12 protein-coding genes are annotated in these 12,140 nt (G+C 73.2%); all 12 read left to right on the top strand.

Features of this window, described 5'->3' with window-relative positions; all coding sequences use genetic code 11:
• Positions 1 to 28: 28 nt before the first annotated feature.
• Positions 29 to 1,012, top strand: coding sequence for an LLM class flavin-dependent oxidoreductase (locus OG625_RS41170; protein WP_329391954.1), 984 nt, complete (start codon positions 29 to 31; stop codon positions 1,010 to 1,012).
• 156 nt (positions 1,013 to 1,168) lie between these two features.
• Positions 1,169 to 2,209 (top strand): daptide biosynthesis RiPP recognition protein, encoded by a 1,041-nt coding sequence (mpaB, locus tag OG625_RS41165; protein WP_329391952.1) that lies wholly within the window; start codon positions 1,169 to 1,171, stop codon positions 2,207 to 2,209.
• A gap of 11 nt (positions 2,210 to 2,220) precedes the next feature.
• Positions 2,221 to 3,027: a daptide-type RiPP biosynthesis methyltransferase gene (mpaM, locus tag OG625_RS41160; protein ID WP_329391950.1), complete on the top strand. Its 807-nt coding sequence runs from the start codon at positions 2,221 to 2,223 to the stop codon at positions 3,025 to 3,027.
• Positions 3,024 to 4,292, top strand: a complete 1,269-nt coding sequence (gene mpaD, locus OG625_RS41155; RefSeq protein ID WP_329391949.1) for a daptide-type RiPP biosynthesis aminotransferase — start codon at positions 3,024 to 3,026, stop codon at positions 4,290 to 4,292. Before mpaM ends, mpaD begins: the two co-directional genes overlap by 4 nt.
• A gap of 4 nt (positions 4,293 to 4,296) precedes the next feature.
• The gene (gene mpaC / locus OG625_RS41150) at positions 4,297 to 5,496 is read left to right on the top strand and encodes a daptide-type RiPP biosynthesis dehydogenase (protein WP_329391947.1); all 1,200 of its coding nucleotides are present in this window, start codon (positions 4,297 to 4,299) and stop codon (positions 5,494 to 5,496) included.
• A gap of 92 nt (positions 5,497 to 5,588) precedes the next feature.
• Positions 5,589 to 5,744: a daptide-type RiPP gene (locus OG625_RS41145; protein ID WP_329391945.1), complete on the top strand. Its 156-nt coding sequence runs from the start codon at positions 5,589 to 5,591 to the stop codon at positions 5,742 to 5,744.
• 161 nt (positions 5,745 to 5,905) lie between these two features.
• A complete protein-coding gene (locus tag OG625_RS41140; protein ID WP_329391943.1) occupies positions 5,906 to 6,055 on the top strand; it encodes a daptide-type RiPP in 150 nt (49 codons plus the stop codon).
• A 59-nt stretch (positions 6,056 to 6,114) separates the two neighbouring features.
• The gene (locus tag OG625_RS41135) at positions 6,115 to 6,270 is read left to right on the top strand and encodes a daptide-type RiPP (RefSeq protein ID WP_329391941.1); all 156 of its coding nucleotides are present in this window, start codon (positions 6,115 to 6,117) and stop codon (positions 6,268 to 6,270) included.
• A 59-nt stretch (positions 6,271 to 6,329) separates the two neighbouring features.
• A complete protein-coding gene (locus OG625_RS41130; protein ID WP_329391939.1) occupies positions 6,330 to 6,482 on the top strand; it encodes a daptide-type RiPP in 153 nt (50 codons plus the stop codon).
• Positions 6,483 to 6,667: 185 nt separating this feature from the next.
• Positions 6,668 to 8,308 carry a daptide biosynthesis intramembrane metalloprotease gene (gene mpaP, locus OG625_RS41125; RefSeq protein WP_329391937.1) on the top strand — a complete coding sequence of 547 codons (1,641 nt, stop codon included), beginning with the start codon at positions 6,668 to 6,670 and terminating at the stop codon, positions 8,306 to 8,308.
• Between the two features lie 13 nt (positions 8,309 to 8,321).
• Complete coding sequence (lanKC, locus tag OG625_RS41120; RefSeq protein WP_329391935.1) at positions 8,322 to 10,832, top strand: class III lanthionine synthetase LanKC; 2,511 nt, start codon at positions 8,322 to 8,324, stop codon at positions 10,830 to 10,832.
• Positions 10,829 to 12,103: a YcaO-like family protein gene (locus OG625_RS41115; RefSeq protein WP_329391933.1), complete on the top strand. Its 1,275-nt coding sequence runs from the start codon at positions 10,829 to 10,831 to the stop codon at positions 12,101 to 12,103. The genes lanKC and OG625_RS41115 overlap by 4 nt, the downstream gene beginning before the upstream one ends.
• Positions 12,104 to 12,140: the final 37 nt, after the last annotated feature.

The raw sequence follows: 12,140 nt of genomic DNA, 5'->3' as shown, positions 1-12,140 counted from the left end.
ACACCACGACCGAGGAGAACCCGACGCCATGACCGACTACTCCGTGCTCCTCCCGTGCGTCCCCCGGCGCCTGGAGCAGGCCCTCCCCTTCGCCGGACTGGTCCGGTGGACCGGGGCGACCCGCCTCTGGCAGGGGCAGGCCATGGTGATGGAGCCCCACCAGACCTTCACCGGTCTGGCCGGGGCCGGGTTCCGGGTTCCGACCGGCTTCGGTGTCACGCTGATGCCCCTGCGCCACCCGTACGAGGCCGCGCTGCAGGCGAGGTCCGTGGCGCTGGCCACCGGGGAACCGGTGATCGCGGGCTTCGGTCCGGGAGCCAAGGCCTTCCAGGAGAACATCCTCGGCGCGGCGTACGAGAAGCCGCTCCAGGTGGCGCGCCAGTACGTGACGGCGGTGCGCCGTCTGCTCGACGGCGAGACGGTCGTCATGGACGGTCCGCACCTGACGTTCCGCGGGCAGCTGGCTCCGGTCGCGGCGCCCAGGGTCGACGTGGGTCTGGGAGTGCTGCGGCCGGCGATGGCGCGGCTGGCGGGCGAGGTGGCGGACGTCGTGATCACGTGGCTGACGCCGCCCGGATACCTGAGGGACGTCATCATGCCCGCGGTGGCCGAAGGCGCCGAACGGGCGGGGCGGACGTCACTGCCCCGTGTCGTCGCCATGGTTCCGACGGGGCTGGAGAAGGAGGGCCGGGAGGGCGACGGGCCCGAACGGCTGGCTTTGGCCGGCAACGCGGCGCACATGGGGGCCCCGCACTACCTGGACATGCTCGGCCGGGCGGGTGTGGACGTCGGCTCCGGGCGGATCGAGGACGTGGCGCGCGGGGTCGTGGAGACCGGCGCGTTCGCGGGAGGCGATCTGCCGCAGGTGGTCAAGGCCCTCCGGGCCTACGAAGAGGTGGGGGTGGACGAGATCGTCCTGAACACCACCGCCGTTCACAAGCTTTTCGGCACCCAGGAGTCGCTCGCCGACCTGTCGGCGATCCTGCGGGCCGTCACGGCACCGCAGCACTGACCGACTGAACGCTTGGCCGTCTGAAGGCCTGACCGGCTGACCGGCCGGCCGCGCCGTGCCCGGCCGCGCCGTCGCCGGGGCGCACCTTCGCCGCCGAACTCGATTCCCTGCTGCCCGGAGGCAGAGGGGAAGCAGACCAGTAAAGGATTCTCTGGCATGGACATGACAGATCGTGGACGTCTGAAGCAGCACCTCATCTCCTGGGCCACCGCCTCCCCGCTCGCCGGGCCCCCCGGCGCCGGCGTCGGCACGCTCGTACTGGCCGACGCGGCGCACATCCCCGCCGTCACGGCCGCCGGGCTCGTCGGCCCCCGGACCCTCCTCCTGGCACCCGACGACGGCACCGGCGGCCCCGCCTCCGCCGTCGGCTACCAGGGCAGCCTCACGGAGCCCGGCGACGAGTTCTCCAACGGCCAGGACTTCTTCCTGCAGACCCATGCCTACGCCGCCAGCCCCTTCATGACCGTCTTCGGGCCGACCGTCGTCCGCGTCTTCGACCAGAACGACTTCGAGGCCTTCCTCGCCGACGCCGACCGGGCGCTCACCGAGGGCGTCTTCCCCGAGTTCCTCATCACCTCCTCGGTGCTGCTCGCCGACCCGGCCGCCCTGAGCGGTGCTCACGACCCGGTGGACGGACCGGCCCTGCGCCTCTACGCCGACCGCGACGGACAGGTGTCCACCAGCCCCACCGGAGCGGTGCTCGGCACGGTCGACGACAGCCTCGACACCCTCACGGAACGCTTCGCCCGGACCGGACCCGGCGCCGCCGCGCTGGACGCCGTACTCCCGGCGGAGACACGGGCGGACGCCCTGCGCAGCCGCCCCTTCCTGGCCCGCTACCTCGAAGCCGTCACCGCCCTGCGCAGCCTCATGGCCCGCGGAGTCACCGGCCTGCGGGTCTCCGGGTTCGGTTCCCGGTTGACGCCCGAGCTCGCCGCGGCCGGCGCCGCCGCCGACCTGGCGGACCCGACCCTGCCGATCGTGCTCTACGGGGACGAGGACGCGTACGTCGTGGCCGGCAGCCGCCTGTTCGCCGTCGACCGGCGGGCAGCGCGGGCCCTGGAGTGCCTGCTCGCGACGTCCGGAGAGGTGGGCGACCTCGTCCCCGCCGACGAAGTGGACCAGCTGGCCGAGCTGTTCGCCCGGCACGCCCTGTCGCTGCCCGTACCGGTGCGCGTCCCGGCGGCCGCGCGATGAGCGCCCTGACCATGGCCCCCACGACGGCCGGCACCACCCTCGCCGCCCGCCGGACGGCGGAGCTCGGCGACAGGGCCCGCGTCTGCGGTCTGTACGACGCCCTCGGCGCCCCTCTCTACCACGACCTCGCCACCTACGACGACCCGGAGACCCGGGCCCTGCTGACCGCCGTGCGGACCACGCCCGGCCCCGTGCTCGACCTCGCGGCCGGCTCGGGACGCTTCACCCTGCCGCTGCTCGCCACCGGCCGGGAGGTCACCGCCCTCGACCTGTCCGCCGACATGCTGACCCTGCTGCGCACCGAACTCGACAGGGCTCCGGCGTCGATGCGGGCCCGCTGCACCGTGGTGCGGGGCGACATGTCCCGCTTCGCACTCGGACGGAGCTTCCCGCACATCCTGCTCGGCACCACCTCGCTCTCGCTCCTGGACGAGGAGGGCCGCGCGGGCCTGTACCGAAGCGTGCTGGCGCACCTGGCCGAGGGCGGCCGGTTCCTCCTGACCGTCCTGGAACGGGGCGACGGCGACGGCCCCGACGAGACGGCCGTACGGGTCACCGGAGCCGGCGGCACCGTCTACGAGCTCTACGAGCACTGGCCCGCCGGCGCCGACAGCCGCACCGTCACCCTGCTCCCCGCCGACCCGCCGCAGGACGACAGCCCCGTCACGGTCTGCACGGACCGGGTGGCCGTCCTCGACCTGCCGCGCCTGGAGGAAGAGCTCGCCGCATCCGGCCTGACCATCACCTCCCGCCTGCCCCTCTCCCCGCCCGGCGAGCGTCACCACGTGACGCTCCTGACCACGGAAGCCTCCCGATGACCGCGCTCTGGCCCTACCTCATACCGCCCTCCGGCCACGGTGACGACAGCCTCTGCGCCGTCGGCGCGACCGGACACCGCGTCACCTTCGCGGACGGCAGCACCGCACTCGACGCCGACAGCGGGCTCTGGAACGTGAACCTCGGGTACGGCAACCCGCGCATCGCCGCGGCCATCGCCGAAGCCGCCGAACACGCCTCCTACCTCGGAGCCTTCCGCTTCGAGAACAGCTACGCACGCCGCGCCGCCGAGGACCTGCTGCGGGTCTGCGGGCCCGACCACTACGCCCGGGTGCTCTTCTCCACCGGCGGCGGCGTCGCCAACGACGCCGTCATGAAACTGGCCCGGATCTACCACGCCGTACAGGGCCGGCCCGGACGGAACCTGGTCGTCGCCCTCCGGGGCAGCTTCCACGGACTGACCTTCGGCGGCTTCGCCCTGACCGGCGAGGACCTGGGGCAGCGGGTCTACGGAGTGGACCAGCGGCTGATCCGCCACGTCACCCCCAACGACACGGCCGAACTCGGCCGGCTGATGGCCGCTCTCGGCGGCCAGGTCGCCGCGGTCGTCGTGGAACCCGTCCTCGGCACCGGCACCGTCCCGCTCGACGAGTCGTTCGTGTCCGAACTGGGCCGTCTGCGCGACGAGTACGGCTTCCTCCTGGTCGCCGACGAGGTCGCCACCGGCTTCGGCCGCACCGGAAGCTACTTCGCCTCCGAGAGCTGGCCCGGCCTCCCCGACGTGCTCGTCACGTCCAAGGGCCTGACCAACGGGTCCTGCCCCGCCGCCGCCCTGGTGATGTCCCACCGGGTGACCCGGGCCCTCGTCGAGCACGACACGATGTTCGCCCACGCCGAGACCCAGGGCGCGACCGCCCTCGCCTGCGCCGCCATCAGCGCCACCATCGCCGAAATGGAGCGCCTCGACGCGGTGACGGCGGGCCGGAACGTCGCCGCCTGGCTCCAGCAGGGGCTCTCGGAACTGGTCGAGCGGCACCCGCTCGCCACGCACGCCACCGGCATCGGCTGCTTCCGCACCCTGCACCTGACCCACCCCGACGGCCGCGCCCTGGCCGGAACGGACGTCGCCGACCTCATCACCCGGATCCGGCACGCGGGCGCCATCGTCCACCCCGGTCCCTCCGGCATCCAGCTCGTGCCCTCCCTCACGTACAGCCGTGCCGAGGTCGCCGAGCTCATGACCTGCGTCGAAGAGGGCCTCGACAGCCTGCAGGCGCCGGCGACCGCCCTGGCCGCGAGGAGCTGAACCCATGCCCGCCACCCTCGACACCTACGACCGGATCCCCGGGCTGCTGCGGGATCTGCGTCCCACCGGCGTCACCGTCCTGGCCGACCCGGCCGTGGCCGCCCACGCCGTCACCCGGAAGATCCACGCCGAGGTCGCCCGCGCCGGGTTCACGCCCACCCGTGCGGTCACCCCGGCGGACGGAGGGATGCCGGCCGTCGCATCCTTCGCCTCCCGGCTCTCTCCCGGTGAGCTGGTCGTCGGCGTCGGCGGGGGACGCACCCTCGACTTCGCGAAGCTCTCGGCCGCCGTCGGCCGCCGCCCCGAACTCCTCCGCTACCTCACCTCCGGGCAGCGCAGCGGACTGGTGGCGCTCCCGCTCTCCTGGGGGGAGCACGCCGAGGTCCTCGCGGTCCCCACCACCCTGGGCACCGGCAGCGAGGCGGGACCCGTGGCCTGCTTCCCGCACCAGGACGGCAAGCGCATCGCGATGGGGGAGTGCCTGCGTCCCCGAGCCGCCCTCTGGGTGCCCGAGGCCACCGAGACCCTCCCGGGGCCCCTCGTCCTGGACGGCGTCCTCGAAGCGATCTTCAGGACCGTCATCCCGTACAGCAGCGACACCCTCGACCTCCCGGAACAGGACGCAGCCGTCGAGGAGTTGGCGGGCCGGCTGCTCGCGGCCGGCGACGAACTGGCCCGGCACATCGCCGCCGGCCTGCCCGCCCCCGCACCGGGGCGGCTGCGGGTCGCCAAGCTCAGCGCCGAGAGCCAGCGCGGAGCCATCAACGTCGGCCGCAGCCCGTACGCGGTGAAGTGCTGGGCCCTCGCCAACGAGCTCTCCACCACGCTGGGCCTGGCCAAGATGCGCGCGGTCTCCGCCCTGTGGCCGGTCGTGTGGCGCTGCGCCCTGCGGGGAGACACCCGCTTCGGCAGCGCCGACCGCATCCACCGCCTCTGGGAGCAGCTGAGGCAGCAGGCCGATTGGCTCGCGCCGCGGCCCGACGACGGCCTCGAACAGCTGATGCTGCGCTGGCGGATCGACCGCACCGTGTGCCTCTCCCCACAGCTCCGCCGCGGGATCGCCCTGCGCAGCGTGCGGGCCTGGGGCGCCGGACTCCCCACCCTCGCCGGGTTGAGCGCCGACGACGTCGTCGCGCTCCTCGCCGAGGCCACCGAGCCGACCGCCACCGCGGCCGGCTCCCCCGAACCCCTCTCGGCGGCCTGAGCGCCTGACCCGGAGGAGCACAGCACCAACCGCACCACCCCACCGACAGCGCCCCCGGACAAGCCGGGGCGCACGGAACAGAGGAGAACGTCATGGCGAAGCACAACCTGGTCGAGCAGGAGCTGCAGGAGCTCGGCACCGAGCTGGAGATGCAGGAGCTGGAGCCCGTACAGGCCCCGGGCTGGGCCACCAGCGTCGGCGTCAGCGTCGGCATCTCGATCGTCTCCGTCGCCTGGAGCCTCACCTGATCGAGCCGGCTCCGGCCGCCCGGTCCACCGCGCCGTGCCCCGCGCACGGCCGGACACCCCCGACGGCTGCCGCCCCGCCCCGCCCCCGTGGGCCGCGCGGCAGCCGGGGGAACCCCGATCCGTACCAGCACATCCGTCGCACAGCCGAGAGAGGCAATGACATGAACGAGAACCTGGACACCTTCGAGAAGCCCGAGCTCGTCGAGCTGGAGATGCAGGAGCTGGAGGCCCTGGAGGCCCCGGGCTGGGGCACCTGGAGCGTCGCCTTCTCCACCGGCGTCTCGGTCGGCGTCTCGATCACGCTGACCTGATCCGCCCAGTACCACCGTCACCCCACGACATCCGTCGCACAGCCGAGAGAGGAAATGACATGAGCGAGAACCTGGACACCTTCGAGAAGCCCGAGCTCGTCGAGCTGGAGATGCAGGAGCTGGAGGCCCTGGAGGCCCCGGGCTGGGGCACCTGGAGCGTCGCCTTCTCCACCGGCGTCTCGGTCGGCATCTCGGTCGCGGTCTCCCTGACCTGATCCGTACCACCCGCACCACTCACACCAACCACAAGAACACCTCTGAAAGGAAAACCGACATGGCTGAGAACCTGAAGACCATCGAGAACGCCGAGCTCGTCGAGCTGGAGATGCAGGAGCTGGAGACCCTGGAAGCCCCCGGCTTCTGGACCGGTGTCTCCATCGGCGTCGGCATCAGCGCCTCCGTCGCCACCTCCATCACGCTCACCTGAGAGCGACACCGGCGAGCGCACTGACGCGGCGGGAGACGCAGTAGCCGACTCCCCTCCGCACCTCGGAACCCCACTCGGGTGACACCGAGGATCTGCGGTGGTCCGGCCGGCCCGGCCGGCCGGACCACCGCAAGGGCGCCGCGCGTTCTCCCCCTCCCCGAAGCCGTCCCGTGAAGGAAACGCCAGTGAGCGCTGTCATGAGCCCCCCGCCACCCACCATCCCGGACCACGCGTGCCGCCCCCGCCTCGCCCCGAGCGCCGAGGTCCACTCGCCCACCGACGGGCAGGGCAACTGGGTCCTCCAGCACGGTGCCCGCTACGTACGGATCACCGAGCACGTCGCGGACCTGGTCCGGGAGCTCGACGGGGAACGCGACCACGAGGCCCTCGCCGCCCGGCTGGGCGGCGCCTGGAGCGCCGAGCGGGTGAGCAGTGCGATCTCGCGGCTCGACTCCCTCAAGATGCTCGACGACGGCGAGACCCCCGCGCCCACCGTCGCCCCCCGCTTCCAGATCGTCCCCCCGATGACGCTCCAGCTCACGGTGCTGCGGCCGGGGCGCACGATGCAGGCCCTGCGCCCGGTGTTCGCCCGTCTCTTCTCCCGGGGGGTGGTGGCGGCCGGGATGCTGTGCGTTCTGCTCGGTGTCGTCGCGCTCGTCGCCCAGCGGGACGCGGTCCAGGTGACGCTGAACAGCCCGCTTTCCGCGGTCTCCTTCACCGGAGTGCTCCTCGCGCTGCTGATCGGCGTCTCCATCCACGAGCTGGGCCACGCCGCCGTCCTCATCCGTTACGGGGGCCGCCCCTCGCGCATCGGCGTCATGCTCTTCTACCTGATGCCGGCGTTCTTCTGCGACGTCTCGGACGCCTGGCGCCTCCCGGACCGCCGGCAGCGGGTCCACACGGCCCTCGCCGGGCCCGCGGTCCAGACGTCCCTCGCGGCCGCTTCGGCCCTCGTGGCCTGGACCCTCGAGGACGGCACCGCCAAGACCTGCCTGCTCTTCTTCGCGGTCACCAGCTACGGAACGGCCCTGCTGAACCTGACGCCGTTCATCAAGCTCGACGGCTACATCGCCCTGATGAGCCACGTGGACGTCCCCTACCTCCGCGACCGCGCCATGGCCGACGCCCGCCGCACGCTCGCCCGGATCCTGTTCGGCGGCACGTACAAGCGTGAACTGCCCACCCGTTGGACCGTCGCGTATGGCTTCGCCTGCCTCGCCTTCCCCGTGTACTTCCTGAGCACCGCCCTCCAGACCTGGCTCGGCACCCTCCAGCGGGTCGGCTGGGTCGGACTCTTCCTGGCCGCCTCCGGCCTCATGTACATCGCGTGGATGCTGATCCGCGGCGCCCTGCGGCTCTCCGCCGAGGTGAAGGCCGCCGGAGTCCACCGGGTCCGGGTCGCAGCCGTCTGCGCGGTGCTGGCCGCCGCCGGATGCGCCGCGCTGTTCCTGCCGACCCATCAGACGGTGGCCGCGGCCTACGTCACCGACGCCTCCGGCACCCGGCTCGTCCTGCCGCAGGGCTCCTCCGCCGAGCTCGTACGCGCCGGCCAGCAGGTGACGCTGAAGACGAACGGCCTGGTGCTGCACGACACCGTCGCCACCGCCCGAGTGGGATCCGCACCGGCCTCCGAGACCGAAGTCCCGGTCTCCACCTACTTCCCCGTCGACCTGGGAAGCGCCGTGGGCATGGACTCGCTGGGCTTCCCGCTGGACCTCGACCGCACCCCCACGCCGGCCACCGGCACCGCCGAGGTCGATCTGGGCAGCGTGCCCCTGTGGAAGTCCCTCCACCGCACCTACGTGCTTCCGTTCCTGCCCTTCTGACCCTGGAGACACCGTGCTCGACACCCGGTTCATCAACTTCTGCCGCGCGGACTCGCTGTTCTACGACGCCCCCGCCGCCGAATCCGTCGGCGCGGACTTCCACGAGGGACGGACCCTGCCCGAGGGCTGGACCGCCACCCGAGGACGGGAGTGGACCGTCTGCCTCCCGCCCGACTCCCACACCCCCGACCAGGGCTGGAAGATCCACGTCGCGGCCTCCCCCGACAACGCCGCCGAACTCCTCGACGCCGTCGCCCCGTACTGCGTCGAGCACGGGCTGATGTTCAAGTACATCTCCGACGCGGAAACGCTCAGCCGACGCGGCAGCAAGTACGGCGACCGCACCGCCAGCGGGAAGTTCATCACCATCTACCCGGTCGACGAGACGGCCCTGCGGGAGACCCTGGACGACCTGGACGCCCTGGTCGGAGGGACCCCGGCACCCTCCGTGCTGAGCGATCTGCGCTGGAAGCAAGGCCCGTTGTACGTGCGTTACGGTGGTTTCGTGCTGAAGAACGCCCGGCTCAAGGACGGCACCCTGGTACCCGCGATCACCGCACCGAACGGGGAACTCGTCCCCGATGAGCGGCGTCCCGGCTTCCGTCCCCCCGCCTGGGTCACCCTCCCTCCCTTCCTGGAGGAGGCGGCCGCCGAGCGCCGCGGGCGCACCCTCGCCGACTTCCCCTTCCGCGTCTACAAGGCCCTGCACTTCTCCAACGGGGGCGGTGTCTACCGGGCCGTCGACAAGCGTGACGGGACCGAGATCCTGCTCAAGGAAGCCCGCCCGCTCGCCGGCCTCGACGCGGCCGGGGAAGACGCCGTCACCCGCCTCGAGCGTGAGCACTGGGCGCTGTCCCGGCTCTCCGGTCTCGCGGCCGTCCCCGCCCTGAGGGACGTGCGCAGGGGGAACGAACACCTCTTCCTGGCCCGCGACTACGTCGACGGCACCCCCCTCACCGATCTCGTACGCCTCCGCCACCCCTACGGCACCACCGACAACACGGCCCACGCCCGGGCGCAGTACACAGCCTGGGCGCTGCACATCCTCGGCCAGATCGCCGAAGGCGTGGCCGCCATGCACGAGCGCGGTGTGGTCTTCGGCGACCTGCACCCGGGCAACGTCCTGGTCCGCCCCGACGACACCGTCGCCTTCATCGACATGGAGACCGCCACCCCCGCCGAGGAGATGCGCGCGCAAGCCATGGGCTCCCTCGGCTTCCGGGCCCCCGACCACCTCCGGGGCCCCGCCGTCGACCTGTTCGCGCTCGACGTGCTCCGGCTGACCATGTTCGTCCCCATGCCGCACGTCGTGCCGTGGGGCACCGAGAAGATCCGCACCCTGATTGACGCGGCCGTCCGGGACTTCCCCCTCCCCGAGTCCTTCGTCCGCCGGATCGAACGCGGCCTCGGCGAAGACGTGCTGGGCGCGAAGACGGCGTACGGCGTGTCCTGGCCCGCCGCCGGCGCGGACACCGGGGACCTGATCACGGAGATGGCCGACTCCATCATCCAGGCGGCCACACCCGAGCGGACCGACCGTCTCTACCCGGGCGACGTCTCGCAGTTCATCGTCGCCGACGGAGGCGTGACCTTCGCGTACGGGGCGGCCGGTGTGCTCTGGGCCCTCCACCGGGCCGGTGCCGAGGTGCCCGCCGAGCACGTCCAGTGGCTGCTCGGCCAGGCCGAGCAGATCAACGGCGACGGCCCGGGCTTCCTCACCGGCCTCGCCGGCGTCGCCTACACCCTGGAGGAGCTCGGCCGCCCCGACGCGGCCGACGCGGTCATGGACCGGGCCTTCGCCGGATGCGACGCCAACGTCGGATCGACGCTGGCCACCGGCCTCTCGGGCCTCGGACTGACCGCACTGCACCTGGCCGCCCGCAGGGGCGACGACCGGCGCCTGCGCCAGGCCCTCGAACTCGCCGACAGGCTGTCCGACACCCCGGCGCCCCAGCGCGTCGGACTGCTGCACGGACGCTGCGGCCGAGCCCTCTTCCTGCTGCGCCTGCACGAACACACCGGACGCACCGAGCTGCTGGAGCGGGCCGTGGCCGAACTCCACGCCGAACTGGAGGTCATCGAGGGCGCCGACTTCGACGACCGTTTCCTCGCCACCGGGCTCGAGGGCTCCGCCGGCATCGTGCTCGCCCTGCGCGCCGTCCTGCGGCACACCCCCGACGACCAGCGGATCCAGTCCGCCGTGAGCCGGCTGGTGACCCTGCGGCGCGGCGGATACTCCACCTCGTGCGGCCTCCTGCACGGCCGTTCCGGCGAGATCCTGGCCCTTGAGGACGGCGGCAGCGAGACCGAGCAGGATGTCCTGCGCTTCCACCTCGAAGCCCTCGGCTGGGAGGCTCTCGCCGCCGAACCCGGCCGCGTCGACTTCCTCGGCAACTACGGCTACCGCCTCTCCACGGACCTGGGCACCGGTTCGGCGGGTGTCCTCCTCGCCCTCGCCGCCCTGCGGGACGACGCCCCGGCCCTGTCCTTCCTCGCCCCCGCCGTCTCCGAGGCACGACGGTGATCGACGTCCCGACCACCCTCGCCCCCGCCTCGGGCATCGCCCTGCAGTACGCGCTGACGCCGCCGCACGACGGCGATCCGCTGTGGAGCAGCGCGGTCGAACTCCAGCCGGTGGAGGGGTTCGAGGGCATCACGGGCCCCGCGGGTTCCGCGCTCCCGGACCTCCCGCTCTCCGCCCGGTTCGCCGGGGCCAGCGGCACCTCCCGCATCGACGCCCTGCTGCGCGGGGCGGGCGAGGCCGTCGAGCGGCGCGCCCTGCATCCCTCGGCCGCCCACCCCGCCCGCCTCGCCGCCGCGGCCGACCTCGACGGCACGACGCTGTACGCGCACCACCCGGGGCACGCCCTGTCGCACCCGGACGCCGAGACGGCCGTCCTGGCCTGGTACGAGGCCCGCGACCTGGACACGGACGCCCCCGTCCTCGTCCCCGCGGACCTCGTCGACTGGCCCGCCCGCCGGGCCGACCTGTTCGACCCGAGCCCGTCCGGGGCCGCGGCCGGCGCGAGCCACGGGACCGCTCTCGCCGCGGCGATGATCGAGGTGACGGAGCGGGACGCCCTCACCGTCGCCTGGGGCCGGCAGCTGCGCCTGCCGACGTACACCCCGGCGCCCGCCGACACCGGACTGCGGGCCATGTGGCAGCGGGCCCGCGCGCAGGGGCTCACCCCGGTGCTCGCCCGCATCCCCACCGCCGTACCCGGCCTCTGGTGCATGACCGCCTTCCTGATCGACCCGGAGGGTCCGGGCGCGCTCGCCTCCGTCGGAATGAAGGCGTCGACCCGGCCGGCCGAGGCCGCCGCCAAGGCGTTCCAGGAGGCGTGGCAGGTACGGGCTGCGCTGCGGGCGCTGCGCGCCCAGGGCGAGACCGGCCACCTCGGCACGGTCGTCACGGAGCACGACCGGCTCTGCCACATGCTGACCGGCGCCGCCTACGAGAGCGTGCGCGACTGGGTCGAGGGCTTCCGGGAGCCGGACACGCTCCCGGCTCCCTCGCCCGCGCGGGACCTGGGGGCGCAGGAGATCCTGCGGGCCCTGACCGCCGACGGCGCGGGCCTCCTCGCCGTCGACCTGACCCCGCGCCTTCCGCCGGCCGTCGCCTCGATGGGCTGGCACGTCGTCAAGGTGGTGGCCCCCGGCTACCAGAACCTGCGGATGGACGAGACCCACCTGTGGAGCTGGCACCTGCCCCGGCTGGCGTCGGCGGCCGAGCGTACCGGCTGCCCCGCCCGCCTGGACGACCCACGGGAAGCGGCTGCCCACCCGCTGCCCTGACCCACCGGTGCCCGCCCGCTCCAACCCCCCACCCGAA

This window comes from Streptomyces sp. NBC_01351, from assembly GCF_036237315.1.
In the GTDB taxonomy this organism is placed as follows: Bacteria; Actinomycetota; Actinomycetes; order Streptomycetales; family Streptomycetaceae; genus Streptomyces.
Note: the sequence above shows the minus strand (reverse complement) of the source record. Positions and strands in the feature narration are given on the sequence as shown.